This is a genomic window from Acinetobacter cumulans, from assembly GCF_003024525.3.
Lineage (GTDB): Bacteria > Pseudomonadota > Gammaproteobacteria > Pseudomonadales > Moraxellaceae > Acinetobacter > Acinetobacter cumulans.
This window is the reverse complement of record NZ_CP035934.2, coordinates 1610138-1625703: the sequence shown is the minus strand read 5'-3', so window position 1 is coordinate 1625703 and position 15566 is coordinate 1610138. Positions and strand designations below refer to the sequence as shown.

Sequence of the window (15566 nt, the reverse complement as noted above, 5' to 3'; positions counted from 1 at the left end):
TGCCTATTTATACAGCCAAAGCAAATAAAACTCAGCATTTAGTTTCTAGTAATTTCGGGTGTTTTTCTGTCATTTACTCTTTTAATCATACTTCTTTGAGATACCAATAAAATAAACTTATTTAAATTGTGATGGCACATTTTTCATAATATTTCGAAAAGTGAAATTAATCCTTGCACCTAAATTACGTTTAGTCGTGGGTAAATGATGGAGCCAATGACTTTGTGTACAACCTTTCATTAAAAGCAAACTGCCATGCATTAATTGAATTTCAATTTTTTCATGGCTGACTTTGTGTTTAAACAAAAAGCGACGAGATGCACCAAGGCTGAGTGATGCTATAGTTCCCTGCGGTTTTAAATCTTTTTCACCATCACTATGCCACGCCATACCTTCACTACCATCATGATATAAATTTAATAAACATGAATTAAACTGTTCAGCACACTGCGCTTCTACAATTGCCTTGAGCTCTAAAAGAACAGGCGTCCACAACATGGCTTTTTTCTCAATACCTGAATAGGTATAAGAATATTGCTGATTACCATACCAAGCGACTTTACGTTTAGTCTGTATGCATCGGCCAAAAATCATGGCTTGGTCATGTTGCCAACAAATGTCTTCGAATAATTGATTAAAATATTCATCTGCACATTTAGGCGTCAAAATTTTACCGAGATACTCAACACAACCATCATAAGGTAATAAATTATTGGGCTGTATAGGTGCTAAATTTGAGTCAAAATCAAATTCTGCTTGACTGGTAGGATGTAAGTTTTCATTCAGATTTTTCATGGGTTTTAACCCCTTCCCAACCAATGATTGCAGTTTTACGTGGTGCGCCCCATCGGTATTCCCCAATCACTCCTGTCGCACGAATAACCCGATGACATGGAATTAAAAACGCAATTGGATTGCGTCCAATTGCTGTACCTACTGCGCGACTGGCTGTTGGTTGTTGAATCTGTTGCGCAATATCACCATAGGTGCTTAAGTGCCCCATCGGAATTTTAAGCAAACTCGCCCAAACTTTAAGCTGAAATGGCGTACCTTTTAAATGCAGTTTAATTTGCGCCAAACTCTGATCTTTTGCAAATATGGCCAAAGCATCACGTTGAAACTGATCAGACTGCGCAAGAAAGGTGGCCTTCGGAAAAGATTGCTGAAGATTTGAGACTGCCAAATTTTGATCCGACTCAAATGCCATCCAGCACACACCTTTGTGTGTCGATGCGATGAGCACTTCACCAAATGGTGTGGCAGAAAATTGATAGTGAATGACTAAATTTTGGGCCTGTTTTTTGTACTCAGCAGGCGTCATCCCTTCAATTTGAATAAATAAGTCATGTAAACGACTAGGGCTAGATAATCCCGTGTCATACACAGTTTCTGTAAGAGAGTAATTTTTTAAGACGCTTTTGGCGTGTTCTACACTAATATATTGCAAAAATTTTTTCGGGCTGACTCCCACCCAATGTTTAAATTGTTTTTGAAAATGAATAGGACTCACGTGCACCGCAGAAGCAATCTGTTCTAAACTGGGTTGCTCTTGAAAATGTTGATGAATATAGCGAATTGCATCTGCAATACGATCATATTGATCTATTTGTGCAGTTTCATATTCATGATTCATAAAGTTGATCTCTTCGTCTCGCCTCATATTGGTATAACAACATATTCTGCATGAAGAAAAAATCCGAATCTTGTGTTTGTGCCATTCATTTGAATTTTACACTTGTGTCAGTTATTTAGATTATTGATGAATAGATAAAAAAAGCACCTCTAAAGGTGCTTTTTATTCTGAAATTTATTGTGAACGCTTAGCCTAGCTTGTTCACAATTTTCAGTGGCAAAACTTTCATTGCTAAACCTAATGGTAGCCAAGGCCATTTTGGTACATAAGCTTTAACTGGCGCTTTTTCAATTTCAGCAGCTAATAAGCGTGAACCGGTTTTTTCATCAACTTCAAAGGGTAACTTTTTCGCACCTTCATTAATTTCAGTACGAATATAACCAGGGAAAATAGTGGTTACTTTAATTGGTGTATCAATCAACTCTGCACGAATACCTTCAGCCAAAGCAGCCACACCTGCCTTACTTGCGCCGTATGCGGTTAAATGTTTAGGCATGCCGCGCATAGCGCTCATTGAAGATATAACAACTAAATGCCCTGAATTTTGCGCACGGAAAATTTCAACGGCAGCTTCACACTGGGCTAATGCAGAAATAAAATTGGTTTCTACTGTTGCACGGTTGACTTCAAAATTTCCTTTACCAATTCGACGGCCTTCCCCAACGCCTGCATTGACAATGACACGGTCAATAGTGCCAAAATCGGCTTTAAAGGCACGAAATACTTCAAAAACTTGGTCGTAATTTGTGACATCGAGTGTTTTTGCAATCACTTTGATGCCATATTGGCTTTCCAATTCTTGTTTGAGCGTTTCAAGACGCTCTAAACGACGTGCACAAATAGCTAAGTTATAGCCTTTTTGTGCAAACTCGCGTGCCATACCAGCACCAATCCCTGAGCTTGCACCTGTAATTAAAATTGTTTTCGCCATGATAGTTCCTTTGCTTAATTTAGATCCAAGTCAATAAGTTGGGATCAACTGTTTTTATAAAATGATGTTCATTTAAACTGAGTAATTGCGGTTCATTTCCAACCAAACGCAGCGTCGTTATACTGGTGTTGGCAATGGCCCAATTGAGTGCAAATGTTTTTTCTGGACTCAGCCCTAAAATTTTGCCGACGGCGACTGAAATTACCCCTCCAGATGTAAAAACAACTGCATAGCGCGGTTTGGTTTCAGCCAATTGATTGCACAAGTTTTCTAAAGCTGTTTCGACGCGATTTTTAAATTGTGGCCAAGATTCATCATATTCATGATGAAATTCACCGCCTGTCCAACGATCAATGGCGCCTTCAAATATTTTAGATAAATAAGCACGCGGGTTTTCATGCTTAGAAACATCTTCTTTTAATAAATGCGGTTGATTAAATCGTGGCTCATACTGTGCAAATACTTGCTGATGATTAAATTCATTCCACGATGAATCCGTAATGATGTCACTTTCAGGGAAACATTCATCTAAACAAAGTTGTGCAGTTTGCTGATGACGTTGCATTGAGCCTGCAATAACTTGCGGTGCTTCTTTTAAAATGTCATTAAAATAATGCCCAAGTACAATAGCTTGTTGCTCGCCATTAGGAGAAAGCTTGTCATAGCTTTCAGCACCAAAAGAGGCTTGCCCATGACGGATTAAATAAAGCGTGGTCATTTCCCTAAAAATTCCTTCATTTTTTCAATGTACTTTTGCGCGACTTCATTGGCTTCAATTTTTTGGACTCCAATGAGTTTTAGTGCACGAATATGCAAAGCGTGAATCACAATCCAAAAATCTTTAAATGCAGGATTATTGGTCTGTTTATGGTAGTAACGGTAATAAATTTGCTGTGCAATCACAGCCAAACGGAAAATACCGAACACTTCATAAAAGGTCCAATTGTCTGTTTTTAGCCCAGTTTTTTCTAAATAATATTCAACAACTTCTTTACGGCTAAACATTCCTTTAAGATTTGTCGGTTGACGGCGTGTCGCTTTAAAAATCGCGTTATCGCCATTTTCAACCCAATATGCCAATGCTGAACCCAAGTCCATCAATGGATCACCAAGTGTTGCCATTTCCCAATCTAATACTCCAATCACTTGGGTAGGATTATTTGGATCTAAAATCACATTATCAAAACGCCAGTCGTTATGAATCACACAAGTTTTAGAGTCAGCTGGAATATTGTCTTTAAGCCAATTACGGACGTATTTAAAAGAAGGAACATTTAAGGTTTTGGCTTTTTCATAGCGCGCATCCCAACCTTCAACTTGCCGACGACAGTATCCGTCGCCCTTGCCTATTTTTTCTAAATCTGTGCCTTGATAAGGCACTTGATGTAGCTCAATGAGTTTATCAATCACATTAATGCATAATTCCCGAACTTGGCTTTCATCAAAGTTTAATTCTTTGGGTAAATTTGCACGTGGAATAATCCCTTCTACGCGCTTCATCACATAGAAGTCACAACCAATGACTGATTCATCCTGACAAAGCGCAACCATTTCAGGGAGTACAGGATAAAACTCAGATAAGGCTCTTTGTACATGATATTCACGCGCCATGTCATGTGCAGACTTGGCTTTGGTTCCCTTTGGAGGACGGCGTAAAATTAAATCTTCATTACTATACTTTAAACGATAGGTCCAATTTGAAGCACCACCCGAATATTGAGTAACTTCAACTGGACCAGAAATTTCTGCACCATGCTCAATCAGCCAATTGCCTACGGCACGTACATCCAGCTCTTCTCCCTCGCGAACCGAACCACCTACATCAATCACTGACATGATTTTTCTTCCTAATTTTGAATCTATTACAAGCTAAAAATTTATTTTAGAACTGTTTATAGCATGGTCAACACGAGGCTGCCATGCTATTTGTTGCATACAAATTTGATTATTTTTTACGACGGCTACTATAACCACGTTTAGCCAATTCTAATTTTGCAATCATGCCTTTATGCACTTCATCTGGACCATCGGCCAAACGCAGTGAACGTGCTTGTGCAAAGAAACCTGTAAGTGGTGTATCACGTGAAACGCCAGCACCACCGTGAATTTGCATGGCCATATCGACTACTTTTTCCAATACACTTGGTGCAACTACTTTAATTGCAGAAATTTCAGTTAGGGCTGCCATGTTACCCATCGTATCCATTTTATATGCAGCATATAGAGTCAGCAAACGCGCTTGATCAATCGCAACACGGGCTTCTGCTACACGTTCTAAATTACCACCCAGCTTTAAAATTTCTTTACCAAAAGCAGTTCGACTCATACCTCGGTCAATCATCAATTCTAATGATTTTTCGGCAGCACCAATACAACGCATACAGTGATGAATACGGCCAGGACCTAAACGACCTTGTGCAATTTCAAAACCTTGACCTGCACCACCAATAAAGTTTGCTACAGGTACACGCACATTTGTGAAGCTAATTTCACCATGCCCATGTGGAGCATCGTAGTCACCTAATACAGGTAACATACGTTCAATTTTTACACCCGCCGTATCAATTGGAACTAAAACCATAGAATGCTGATGATGACGATCTTTACTTTCATCTGGTGTATGCGCCATAAAGATAATGATTTTGGCATTTGGATCACCTAAACCTGAAGACCACCATTTACGGCCATTTAACACAATTTCATCGCCTTCAACGACAGCCGTGGCTTGCATATTAGTGGCATCGCTTGAAGCAACTGCAGGCTCTGTCATACAAAATACCGAACGGATTTTTCCGTCAAGCAATGGAGTTAACCACTGCTGCTTTTGTTCTTCTGTACCATAGCGCCAAATCACTTCCATATTGCCACTGTCTGGTGCATTACAGTTAAATACAATAGGTGCAAGCAAGCTACGGCCTGAAAGTTCTGCGATATGTGCATATTCTTGCACAGATAAACCTTGTCCAAGTTCAGGACAAGGTAAAAACATATTCCATAAACCTGCAACTTTGGCTTTATTTTTTAAAACCTCTAACTGTGCTGGCCATTGCCATTTGGTCCAATCACCACCTTGGTTCAGTTCATGAACTTCTGCCCAAAACTCAGTTTCAACAGGCTCAATTTCATCTTTAATAAAACGTTTAGTTCTTTCTACATAGTCTTGTGCACGTGCTGACAGTTCAAACATGGCATGATCCCTTTCAATATTATGTATTACTCTTTACAACAACATACCGCGAATTCTATTATGAACAAAATGATTTAATTCCATAGCAAAATATGAATACAGTGCATAGTAAAAATACCATTGATATGAGTTCTTTTTATCGTATTGATATGAATTTATATCCTTTATTTGTAGCGATTTACGAGCAACAAAATATATCTAAAGCAGCACAACTGATTTGTATTACGCAATCTGCAGCCAGCCATGCTTTGCAACGCCTTAGAACACATTTAAAAGATGATTTATTTGTTCGTACTGGCAGTAAAATGTTGCCCACACCTTTTGCTGAGCAGATTTATCCAGATATCAAAGATGCGCTTTTTTGTATTCAAAAAATCTCCAATCAAAATCAAAAATTTGATTCAAGCCAATTACAAACTTTAAAAATCGCCGTACATGATGAAATTGAACCATTGATTTTTCCTAAGCTTGTTGCACATTTCCAGCAGAGCCAATTTAATATTCAGTTCTCAAGTATTAAATTAGACCGTAAAAACATTGTGGCAGACTTGGCTTCTCAGCAAGTCGATTTTGTGATTGATTTAGAACAAAATTTTGGTGATAAAATTCAGTTTCACAGCTTACAGCAAGATCATTTTGTTGCATGCTCACAGCAACTCAGCATGAACAAAGCGGAATACATCTCCGCCGAACATATTGGTGTTTCTTCTAGACGTACAGGCACTTTGGTTGAAGATATTTTTTTGAACCGTAAGCATTTATCTCGCAATATTCGTTTACGTTGTCAGCATTATTCAACTGCCCTGCAAATTTTGGAAATGCAGCCACAGGCTGTGTTAACCATTCCTCAAAATATTCTTTCACATTTACAAATACATCCTTGCTTGAATATTTTTGAAGTGCCTGTTGAACTGCCTTTAATGAGCCTAGGAATTTTTTGGCATAAAGATGTTGAAATGAATGCTCGGCATAATTTTTTACGTGGGGAAATTTTTAAAATTTTTGCTTAGGCTATTTTAATTAGAAATAAATTCTGCTTAGGCTATTTATATCTGCATGAAGTATTCATACGTTTGGATAATCTGCGCTTTTATTGTGATGAATGTTTTCTAATCTATTGTTTTAATTATTGTTAGGTGAATAATTGAGCATTATAAAACTGCGCTTTCATTTATAATTTACTTCAGTTTTAGCGCTGCTGTTTCGCTATATTTGTCCTGCGTATATCTCCCATTTATGATGCTTTCTCAATTATCTTCAGGCTGGCTGATTGCTTTAGGCATGGTGCTGTGCCTGATCTTGCTTTACCTGCTTCGTAAGCTCTCAGTTTTTCTTTCAGAACTATTTACACCTTTTAAAAAAGGTAAACGCTATTGGTGCAGAGTTGTGCATGTCAGTGATGGGGATACCCTCACCTGCACACGATTTAACTTACGCCGTTCTGAAACTAAATTGCGTTTTGCATTTGTTGATGCCCCTGAATCCAAACAAAGTTTTGGTAAAGAGTCACAGCAAATGGTGAAAAAAATGGTGTACCGCAAGTTAGTCCGCGTTGAAATTACAGATGTTGACCGTTACGGACGTTGTGTCGGATTTATCCGTCGATATGGTAGAAATATTAACCAAGAGTTGGTTAAACGTGGTGGCGCATGGGTATATGAAGAATATATTCGTAATCCTAGCCAAAAACAGCAATGGCTCGCTCTGCAACAACAAGCAAAAAAACAGAAAAAAGGCCTTTGGAAAAATCCGAATGCGATGCGCCCAAGCACATATAGAAAACAAACTAAATAAAGCCCTACCCTTTTTAGCCCACATCATATATGCATGAAAAAGCAGTTTTTATACTGCTTTTTTCGTGACAAATAGCGGCTGGATCTCAAAATCACATTTATATTTAAGCAAGATTTATTTCGTGATGCATTATTTAAAAAGTCCAGCTTCTAGTGAATAGGAGTTTTTGCACTTCCACAATAAGATTTGGATTTAAAATATAAATTAAACCGTTTTATTCCTAAGTAAAAACCTCGATTCACCATTCTATGAGCTTGCGTACCGATAAACATAGTCATACGCACTACATTCATTTTTAGATAAAACGGCCTTATTTTAAAGCTTGAATATTAAACTTGATCGGCGTAAAGTTTCATTAATTTAGTTACCCTAGTTAACCAAAATAAATTCTCGTTTAGGTTTCCGCACTTCCCTACTGCGTTCATCGCGCATGATTTGTGATGAAATCAACACCCTTTTATTACCCTACCAGCTGAATTATTCACTGTGGCAAGTCATGTTCGTTATACATGAAAAGCAAAGTTGCACTTCGATAGACATTGCAAATTATCTCAATGTCTCTAAGCCATCTATTACTAAACGTACGCTTATACTGAGTCAATTGGGCATCCTCACACAGCTAGCAACCCAAGATAAACGTCAAAAGAAAATAGCACTCAGTGATGCAGGTCTGCAGCTATATCAAACTTGTGCCAATGTTATTAATGACTTTGAACAGAGCATGATTCAACAATTTGACCAAAAAGACGTTGTGCTCAGCACTGCGCTTTTAAATACTTTGATTGATCAACTCTCAGCAAAAAAATCGGGAAATAATCATGCCTAATTCAGCGCCTTTATGGACCAAAAATTTTATTTTAGTGAGTGCTATCAACTTTCAATTGGTCCTTACATTTTATCTGTTGGTAGTGGTCATTGTTGGCTATGCTGTAGCTGAGTTAGGTGCGAGTACTGCTCAAGCAGGTTTAGTCTCTGGGCTGTTTATTGTCGGCACTTTGGTTGGACGTTTATTGGTTGGACAGTTTCTGGAACGGTTTGGACGTAAGTTTAGCTTGCTCGTTGGCTTAACTGGATTTTTACTGTTTTCTTGCCTGTACTTTATTCGTTTTGACATTGGCATGTTGCTTTTCGTGCGTTTTATGCATGGCTTCATGATGGGGATTGCATCTTCAGTATTAGGAACTATCATCGCACAAATACTGCCAGCAACACGCCGTGGCGAAGGTATTGGTTATTACAGCATGAGCAGTACTTTAGGTACGGCCATTGGTCCCTTTCTTGCGATTTGGATGATGCTGAACATTGGTTACCACGCCATTTTTATGGTTTCAAGTGTAATCGCACTGAGCTGTCTCGTCGTTGCGCTGTGTATTCAAGTACCCAATATAACGCCTACTCACATCTCTAAAATAAGTGAGCTTCAAGCAAGCAGTGGACAAAAAAGTCTTATTTCACGTTTTGTTGAGCCCAAAGCCCTTCCTATTTCCTTTGTGATGCTTTTAGCCTCTATCTGTTATTCAGGGGTACTGTCATTTATTCACTTTTATGCCAATGAAATTAATTTAGTCGAAGCCGCATCTTTCTTCTTTTTAATGTATGCCATTGCCATTTTAATTTCACGTCCGATTACCGGGCCAATGATGGATCGCAAAGGTGCAAATGTGATTATGTATCCTGCATTTATAATTATGGGGAGCGCATTATTGATATTAAGCTTCACTCATAGCGCATGGATGTTATTACTTTGTGCCGCCTTGCTTGGCTTTGGTTATGGCAATATTCAATCTATTTGCCAAACAATTGCGGTGAAAAGCTGTAGTATTGAACGCATAGGATTTGCTACCTCAACATTCTTTATTTTCTTGGATGCTGGTTTAGGCTTTGGACCATATTTTCTTGGAAAATTACTCGAACACTTAGGCTATTCACAACTGTATCTTTATAGTGCTTATGCTGCCTTTGCATGTATTGTGGTTTACTATTTCGTTTATGGTCGACATCAGCACACTAAACCACTGATCGCTTAACCACACTATGACACTTTGATTTTTAAATATTGCGGACATAAGCAAAGCACTAACCTTTTTACATAAAAAATCCCCCAGCTCATGGGGGATTTTTTAAAACGACATTGTGTGCTTGTTCAAAATTGATTTATTGAAACACTTTGAAGCGTGTTGCATCATCAATATAGCCTTTATCTTTGGCTTCACCTTCCACAGAACCAAATACCAATTGTGCACGTAATTTCCAATTGCTAGGAATACCCCATTCTGCATGAACTTGTTCATCTACAATTGGGTTGTAATGCTGCAAAGATGCACCTAAACCTTCTGTATGTAAGGCTGTCCATACCGCAAATTGTGCAATGGCAGTTGAATGTTCCGCCCAAATTGGGAAGTTTTCTGCATAAGATGGAAACTGTGTTTGTAAACCTTGTACGGTCTCTACATCTTCAAAAAATAAAACTGTGCCTACGCCTGCAGCAAAAGTTGCCATTTTTGCTGTTGTTTTTGCTGCACTTTCTTCGTCTTTTGCATAGGCTTTTAATGCGTCTGCAACAAAGCCCCAAAATTTTTCATGTTGTGCATTCAATAGAATCACTGCACGTGAGGACTGTGAATTAAATGAAGATGGGCTTTGCTTGATAGTGTTTTGAATCAAATCAGTTAAATATTCAGGTGTTTGCACTACATTTTTGCCAATTGCATAGATAGTACGACGTTTTGTAATTAGATCTAAAAACTGATTTGACATCTATTTTTTCCTTTTGAACATATTTAAACGTTAAGCAAGCCAATATTCATTAAATGTCATGAAAGGCTCAGCTCAACTGCGCATTGTTGGTCTTAACATTATGCAAAAACAATTCCATTTACCATTAAAATTTGGCAAATTTTTAACCAGTTGTTAAAATTTATATGCACGTTTTCTAATAATTAAATACATAAATCTGATATACGCATAAAAAAAGCCCCTCCATTATTGAGGGGCTTTTTAAAATTCGTAAAATCACTTCAGTACATATCAATGCAAAATACAATGTTTAGAAATTTGCTTGTAATACTTTCGCTGAAACTTTATTTTTCCACAGATCACGCAGTGTTGGAAGGTAGAATTTTTCGCCTAGCTCTACAAGTTCTGCATCAATCAAACCGTGTACTTCATGCATAAACAAGTAATCAAGTTCAACTGTCGACAACATGGGTTGTGATTTAGAAAAATCTTTGCGCTTTTGCTGTGCTTGCTTCACAAGATTGTCTGCATATTTACGGTCTTTGTATTGAGCTATCGCATTTAAACGTAATTCAATAACACCCCAACCACTCAACAATAATTTAAAGGTTTCAAAGTCAGCAGTTGTCGACTCCCAAGACATTTCTTCCAAGTTTTCATTTTCAGGTAATACTGGCAGCATAAGCTCCATAACACTTGGAAAAATTTTCTTGAAATTTAAAACAAATTTAACAGGATGCTCACCAGGATAATCCTTAAATTGAACTTTCTTTTGGACATCTGTTAAATAAATATCAAACATTAAAATTTTCCGCTGGTAAATTACTGTTTTTCAAAAGATAAAAAAATGCCTATCAAAATTTTATCAAAACTTTAGAAAAACTGAGTTTTTGAGTGTTGAGTATTTTAGCAATTATGACACATCATTCAATGTAATTTGAGTTGTGAAAGATCAAGATAGATTCTTTGTTCTAAATTTATCCTTTTATGTATGAAAAAACCGCCCTGAGGCGGTCTAATTTACTTAAGCAATCTGTATCGCTCATGAGGCAGTGTTTTGAGTTCAAACATGTGGTCGTAATCATAGTTTGGCATAGTTAATCCGCATTTTTTACTCACGCCTGATATAGCATTACTCATAGAGAACATATTGTCGTTAAGCATAGTCACTAGCAATGGATTGAGTTTGGCCAATGTTGGGCTATGTGTATTCCACCACGCCTGAAAGAATCGGGCATGTACGCAAAGCATTTCTAGGGATTGTTTTTCATCTATATAGATGTTCCCTTTTGACTTCACTTCTAGAGTTTCTAGGTAATTCACTGCGTCTTGGAAATGAATGGCCAGCAGGTCGCTATAACGTGGAATGCGAAAATGTTTGTTGTGACGTGACCACATTTCGGCATGAAGTTTACGTTCGCCTTGAGCACGTCGGTCGACGATTTCTTTGAGTTCTGCTTGTTGCTCTGCGTTGATTTTTACTCGTGTATCGATTTGCTGTTGCAGTGATTCTTTTTCCAGTACATCGAGTACCCATTTTCGGAATTCTTTGGCCACTGGTGTACGGGCGAAGATTGCTATTAAATGAGCGCCACGTAGCGAAAAAACCCGTACCGTCAAATTGACGGTCTGAGGATTAGCAACAACTTTTGTCATATCAGAAGTAAATTCATCTAACTTACGATCATAAATACGAGACACTGAATCTTCTCGCGCATATCCTAATGCACGAGCAAGATCAGATGATGTAATCCAAATTTGCTGATCATTGCTTTCTATTGGATGAAATTGCATTGAATTAAATGTTAGACTGTTCATATCAATTGTTCTCGAAAATAATTGGTAGATACCCCGTCTTCCGCCAAGAATGTTCGGGGTATTTTTTTATTTAAAATAATGTCCACTGGACATATTGCAAATATATATGTCCACTTGATACCATGTCAACAGAATTTTTCAGGATGAAGTCATGGGTAAACATTTAGGTGTCGCATATAATTTGCGCTTACCACAAGAACTAAAAGATAAAATTGCAGAGTCTGCTAAAGAGCTGAATCGTTCTATGAATGCGGATATAGTGTCTCGTCTTGAAGAAAGTTTTGAAGGATCAGCAAGTAACACCAATTCCCAAGCTGATTTAAGAATTATTCCATTGCATGATGGGAAGAAGCGTGTGATTTACGGGAAACTACTGAATACACTAGATTTGGACTACACCCAATCACTGAGTGATTTGAAGGTTGATATTGAGCTTGCACTTGAAACTTTAAGCCGTTCATCCATCTGGAACGCTCTTCAATTTCTAACTAAAGATGTAATTGTCGCTCAAGGCAATAATCATCTAAACATCGTTGATAATGGTAAGAAAGGTTTAGGTTGGCTCGTGGTGGAAGATCACTATGTAGCTAACGATAAATAAATTTATAAAACTTAGTATTTTGGTCTTTATTAAGATTGAAATTCAATACCAAATCTAGTTAAAGTATCACATTCTCTTTTCTTACTACTAGTTTGTAAAAGTCTTTAAAGTATGGAACAAAAAATGACACCATCAGATCTGCAATTCGCCTTCTTTTTTGCAAATCCACCAGTTAACCTTAAATTTGATGAGTTTTCAGTTGATTTAAAAAGAAAATCAGTTTTCAAAAACAATAATTTAGATCTAAAAACTTTTATATTTCCAATACCGAATGATGTACCAGCAGAAATTCCGCGATGTCAAATTTCTTCATCAGACCAAACCTTCAACTTAACTATATCCGGTGCTAGATGTGATATTAATTTCAAATACGGTCATCAAGATTCAGTACAGGTATTCAACGATATATTAAAAACAACTATGGAGCTTTTTCAACAGGAAAATGTTGAAATAAACCGTATTGGCTACGTAACAAGACATATAGTTAAGCATGCGAATCCAGATTCAGCAATTAGAGAGAAATTTTTAAAATTTGATGAAACCAACTTGTGCGAACCTTTGATTCGTTTTGTTCTTAAAACCGAAATTAAGGAGGTAACATATAATGATGTTTATCAAATAGAAGTTGCTAAACAAAAAAACTTCAATACAGGAAATGAAGATAATATCATCTTGATTACTCAAGATTTCAATACTTTACCTGATGACATCAACATTATTACACTTAGTGATTTGAATACCTTTGTTCAAAGTATTCCTAATAAAAATATTCAAAATTATATTAAATTAATTAGTGAATAATAATGTCTGATAAAGAAATAAAAAAAAATCGAACTAAAAAATTAGAAGATGGAGAAGTTATCTATCCATCTTCTAAGTCTTCAATTACATCAATAGGCCCTAATGAAACAATCACTTTTTCAAGCCAACCTGTTGAAAAGTTGAATAATGAAATTAAATCTACCAAAACGATTGGACAACCTTCTATACATCAAACTATTTCTAATGTTAGTGTGCAAGGCTCTTTATCAACTGAGACGATTAAAAATAGTACAAAATCATCTACAGCTAACTCACCAAAAGACCCCAAAATACATTTTGGTTTTCAAAGCAATGAATTCGAAAGATTAAAAAATTTAGAGTTAATTCTCGAAAATAAGGCTGATGGAATTGAAAAGGCCTTGCTCGCAAAGCAAAGCACAGCACTCGAAGCACTTAATAGTTCTTTAGATAAGGCATTAAAAAATATTGATGACCATAAAGTTGAAACTAAAGATGAATTAAAAGAAACTCGTAATTCAGTTCTAGGAACTATTGCTTTATTCGCTGCTTTTTTTACATTTGTTTCTGTGAATGTTAATATTTTCACTAAAGCAGAAAATGTAATGCAATCTATTATTTTTATGCTTTCTTTTTGGTTGTGTATTATTGGTTTTATTTCTTTATTTTTTCTATTTCTAAATAAGAATAAAGACACTATTATTTATAAAACCACTGAATTTATCACAACGGCAAGCTGTATCCTGCTATCAGCAGGTTTAATGTTTTTGCTATTTAACAAATCTGATTCTGAATCTTATAAAAAAATTAATGATAAACTAGTCAAAATTCAAAAAGAAAATGATACTTTGAAGAAAGAAAACACCGCATTAAATGAAAAAATAAATAAAAATTTAAAAGCACTGGATGAACAAATTTTTGAATTACGAAAAAACCAATATCAATTGAATCAACAATAATTGTAGAAGAAAGCGCCCTTAGGCGCTTTCTTCTACAATTTTTAAAACTCTTGGTTTTCTTGGAATTTCCATTCCAACCAAATTTTCTAGGAAGCCCACATTCACATCCAAAGCTTGAGCTATATCCTCTGCAAAAATCTTCTTTTTCGCGAGCATAGCAAAGCAGGCTTGAAGGAGCTCAGGCTTCTCTTTAGGGATTAAATGATCTTCTTTTTCAGTAATGCCCTCACCTGTTTTTTTCAGGTAAATCACACCACTTGTGTATTGCTCTTGAGTTAATAAACCCAATTGCTTAGCACGATACAAAATTGCAGCCTTGCTTACTTTCCAATTCAGTTTAAACTCACTCAACTTAGCCCAGTTAAAACGGCCATTTCTATACCAAGTTGGAAAGTGCGTACGCATCATAACTTGGGGAATGAGCAAAGCCGAAGCAAAGTGATTTGCCTGTGATTCTGTTAACCGATCTCCAGTTACAATACCATCATGTAATACAAGATGACCAAGTTCATGAGCCAAATCAAAACGCTGACGACATATACTTTCTTTTGCTTCATTACGCACAAAGATTGGACGTTTTGTAGCTAAAGATAAAGCATCTACTTCTTTAGATATAGAAGAAAATGTTGTCACGATAATGCCGTGAGTTTCGCAAAGCCGAACCATATTGCTAATTGGCCCTAAACCTAAACCCCATTTTTCACGGCACTGCTCAGCAATAGTTTCAATTACTGGATCCTGTGCCATTGGTTCATCATCCGAAGCATGAATATCATACTTAGGTAATCTGAGTTTTAAATCCAAATATTCAGTCAATCGCTTTATATATTCGCCTCTAGCGATAACAATCTGCTTAAAGGAAACTTTCGCGGTACGGTTACTTCTAAAATGGATCTGGTCTTCCTGTAAAACAGGTTTTAGTTGCATAAAAAAAGACTGTGGCACATTAAAATAATGCGCCACTTTGTCAATAAATTGATCGTTGGGAAGAGTCTGCCCAGTTTCAACTTTATGAAGATATTGACGTGTATAGTCAGAGTCCAGCTTGCTACCTAAGTCTTCTAAAGATAATTCATAAAATTGTCTAAGAAGTTTTAGTTCCAAGCCATTAAACTGTGTTGTCATGG

The 15566-nt window shown here is 36.8% G+C and carries 17 protein-coding genes; 7 read left to right on the top strand and 10 right to left on the bottom strand.

The window, feature by feature from the left end; all coding sequences use genetic code 11:
• Positions 1-117 precede the first annotated feature (117 nt).
• From C9E88_RS07780 to C9E88_RS07755, 6 genes are all read right to left on the bottom strand, one after another.
• Positions 118-795, bottom strand: coding sequence for an alpha-ketoglutarate-dependent dioxygenase AlkB family protein (locus tag C9E88_RS07780; RefSeq protein ID WP_106985211.1), 678 nt, complete (start codon positions 793-795; stop codon positions 118-120).
• A complete protein-coding gene (locus tag C9E88_RS07775) occupies positions 779-1633 on the bottom strand; it encodes a methylated-DNA--[protein]-cysteine S-methyltransferase (RefSeq protein ID WP_106985212.1) in 855 nt (284 codons plus the stop codon). The genes C9E88_RS07780 and C9E88_RS07775 overlap by 17 nt, the downstream gene beginning before the upstream one ends.
• 187 nt (positions 1634-1820) lie before the next feature.
• On the bottom strand, positions 1821-2564 hold the full coding sequence (locus C9E88_RS07770) for an SDR family oxidoreductase (protein ID WP_106985213.1): 744 nt from the start codon (positions 2562-2564) through the stop codon (positions 1821-1823).
• 19 nt (positions 2565-2583) lie between these two features.
• Positions 2584-3282 carry a histidine phosphatase family protein gene (locus tag C9E88_RS07765; protein ID WP_106985214.1) on the bottom strand — a complete coding sequence of 233 codons (699 nt, stop codon included), beginning with the start codon at positions 3280-3282 and terminating at the stop codon, positions 2584-2586.
• Positions 3279-4400, bottom strand: coding sequence for a phosphotransferase family protein (locus C9E88_RS07760; protein ID WP_106985215.1), 1122 nt, complete (start codon positions 4398-4400; stop codon positions 3279-3281). Before C9E88_RS07760 ends, C9E88_RS07765 begins: the two co-directional genes overlap by 4 nt.
• Positions 4401-4509: 109 nt before the next feature.
• On the bottom strand, positions 4510-5751 hold the full coding sequence (locus tag C9E88_RS07755) for an acyl-CoA dehydrogenase family protein (RefSeq protein WP_106985216.1): 1242 nt from the start codon (positions 5749-5751) through the stop codon (positions 4510-4512).
• Positions 5752-5843: 92 nt separating this feature from the next.
• Between C9E88_RS07755 and C9E88_RS07750 the strand changes: the two genes are divergently transcribed.
• From C9E88_RS07750 to C9E88_RS07735, 4 genes are all read left to right on the top strand, one after another.
• Positions 5844-6761 carry a LysR family transcriptional regulator gene (locus tag C9E88_RS07750; RefSeq protein ID WP_106985217.1) on the top strand — a complete coding sequence of 306 codons (918 nt, stop codon included), beginning with the start codon at positions 5844-5846 and terminating at the stop codon, positions 6759-6761.
• Between the two features lie 229 nt (positions 6762-6990).
• Positions 6991-7545 (top strand): thermonuclease family protein, encoded by a 555-nt coding sequence (locus tag C9E88_RS07745; RefSeq protein WP_106985263.1) that lies wholly within the window; start codon positions 6991-6993, stop codon positions 7543-7545.
• Between the two features lie 496 nt (positions 7546-8041).
• Positions 8042-8371 (top strand): MarR family winged helix-turn-helix transcriptional regulator, encoded by a 330-nt coding sequence (locus tag C9E88_RS07740; protein WP_264766853.1) that lies wholly within the window; start codon positions 8042-8044, stop codon positions 8369-8371.
• Positions 8364-9572 carry an MFS transporter gene (locus tag C9E88_RS07735; protein ID WP_106985219.1) on the top strand — a complete coding sequence of 403 codons (1209 nt, stop codon included), beginning with the start codon at positions 8364-8366 and terminating at the stop codon, positions 9570-9572. The genes C9E88_RS07740 and C9E88_RS07735 overlap by 8 nt, the downstream gene beginning before the upstream one ends.
• A gap of 127 nt (positions 9573-9699) precedes the next feature.
• Here C9E88_RS07735 and C9E88_RS07730 read toward each other — a convergent pair whose 3' ends face one another.
• The 3 genes from C9E88_RS07730 to C9E88_RS07720 form a co-directional block, all read right to left on the bottom strand.
• Positions 9700-10302, bottom strand: a complete 603-nt coding sequence (locus tag C9E88_RS07730; RefSeq protein WP_106985220.1) for a nitroreductase family protein — start codon at positions 10300-10302, stop codon at positions 9700-9702.
• A gap of 289 nt (positions 10303-10591) precedes the next feature.
• Entirely contained in the window at positions 10592-11083 is a 492-nt protein-coding gene (locus tag C9E88_RS07725; protein WP_106985221.1) for a hypothetical protein, read from the bottom strand.
• A gap of 218 nt (positions 11084-11301) precedes the next feature.
• Positions 11302-12099, bottom strand: a complete 798-nt coding sequence (locus C9E88_RS07720; RefSeq protein ID WP_106985222.1) for a BRO-N domain-containing protein — start codon at positions 12097-12099, stop codon at positions 11302-11304.
• Between the two features lie 151 nt (positions 12100-12250).
• On the opposite strand from C9E88_RS07720, the gene C9E88_RS07715 reads away from it, so the two are divergent.
• The 3 genes from C9E88_RS07715 (at position 12251) to C9E88_RS07705 (ending at position 14439) form a co-directional block, all read left to right on the top strand.
• Complete coding sequence (locus tag C9E88_RS07715; RefSeq protein ID WP_106985223.1) at positions 12251-12700, top strand: Arc family DNA-binding protein; 450 nt, start codon at positions 12251-12253, stop codon at positions 12698-12700.
• A gap of 123 nt (positions 12701-12823) precedes the next feature.
• Positions 12824-13501: a hypothetical protein gene (locus C9E88_RS07710; RefSeq protein WP_106985224.1), complete on the top strand. Its 678-nt coding sequence runs from the start codon at positions 12824-12826 to the stop codon at positions 13499-13501.
• 2 nt (positions 13502-13503) lie between these two features.
• Positions 13504-14439 carry a hypothetical protein gene (locus tag C9E88_RS07705; protein ID WP_106985225.1) on the top strand — a complete coding sequence of 312 codons (936 nt, stop codon included), beginning with the start codon at positions 13504-13506 and terminating at the stop codon, positions 14437-14439.
• An 18-nt stretch (positions 14440-14457) separates the two neighbouring features.
• Here C9E88_RS07705 and C9E88_RS07700 read toward each other — a convergent pair whose 3' ends face one another.
• A complete protein-coding gene (locus C9E88_RS07700; protein ID WP_106985226.1) occupies positions 14458-15564 on the bottom strand; it encodes an XRE family transcriptional regulator in 1107 nt (368 codons plus the stop codon).
• Positions 15565-15566: the final 2 nt, after the last annotated feature.

Bases quoted from the DNA above. Each gene is read 5' to 3' on its own strand.
- C9E88_RS07780 (WP_106985211.1), bottom strand. From the start codon at position 795: ATGAAAAATCTGAATGAAAACTTACATCCTACCAGTCAAGCAGAATTT.
- C9E88_RS07775 (WP_106985212.1), bottom strand. From the start codon at position 1,633: ATGAATCATGAATATGAAACTGCACAAATAGATCAATATGATCGTATT.
- C9E88_RS07770 (WP_106985213.1), bottom strand. From the start codon at position 2,564: ATGGCGAAAACAATTTTAATTACAGGTGCAAGCTCAGGGATTGGTGCT.
- C9E88_RS07765 (WP_106985214.1), bottom strand. From the start codon at position 3,282: ATGACCACGCTTTATTTAATCCGTCATGGGCAAGCCTCTTTTGGTGCT.
- C9E88_RS07760 (WP_106985215.1), bottom strand. From the start codon at position 4,400: ATGTCAGTGATTGATGTAGGTGGTTCGGTTCGCGAGGGAGAAGAGCTG.
- C9E88_RS07755 (WP_106985216.1), bottom strand. From the start codon at position 5,751: ATGTTTGAACTGTCAGCACGTGCACAAGACTATGTAGAAAGAACTAAA.
- C9E88_RS07750 (WP_106985217.1), top strand. From the start codon at position 5,844: ATGAATACAGTGCATAGTAAAAATACCATTGATATGAGTTCTTTTTAT.
- C9E88_RS07745 (WP_106985263.1), top strand. From the start codon at position 6,991: ATGCTTTCTCAATTATCTTCAGGCTGGCTGATTGCTTTAGGCATGGTG.
- C9E88_RS07740 (WP_264766853.1), top strand. From the start codon at position 8,042: ATGTTCGTTATACATGAAAAGCAAAGTTGCACTTCGATAGACATTGCA.
- C9E88_RS07735 (WP_106985219.1), top strand. From the start codon at position 8,364: ATGCCTAATTCAGCGCCTTTATGGACCAAAAATTTTATTTTAGTGAGT.
- C9E88_RS07730 (WP_106985220.1), bottom strand. From the start codon at position 10,302: ATGTCAAATCAGTTTTTAGATCTAATTACAAAACGTCGTACTATCTAT.
- C9E88_RS07725 (WP_106985221.1), bottom strand. From the start codon at position 11,083: ATGTTTGATATTTATTTAACAGATGTCCAAAAGAAAGTTCAATTTAAG.
- C9E88_RS07720 (WP_106985222.1), bottom strand. From the start codon at position 12,099: ATGAACAGTCTAACATTTAATTCAATGCAATTTCATCCAATAGAAAGC.
- C9E88_RS07715 (WP_106985223.1), top strand. From the start codon at position 12,251: ATGGGTAAACATTTAGGTGTCGCATATAATTTGCGCTTACCACAAGAA.
- C9E88_RS07710 (WP_106985224.1), top strand. From the start codon at position 12,824: ATGACACCATCAGATCTGCAATTCGCCTTCTTTTTTGCAAATCCACCA.
- C9E88_RS07705 (WP_106985225.1), top strand. From the start codon at position 13,504: ATGTCTGATAAAGAAATAAAAAAAAATCGAACTAAAAAATTAGAAGAT.
- C9E88_RS07700 (WP_106985226.1), bottom strand. From the start codon at position 15,564: ATGACAACACAGTTTAATGGCTTGGAACTAAAACTTCTTAGACAATTT.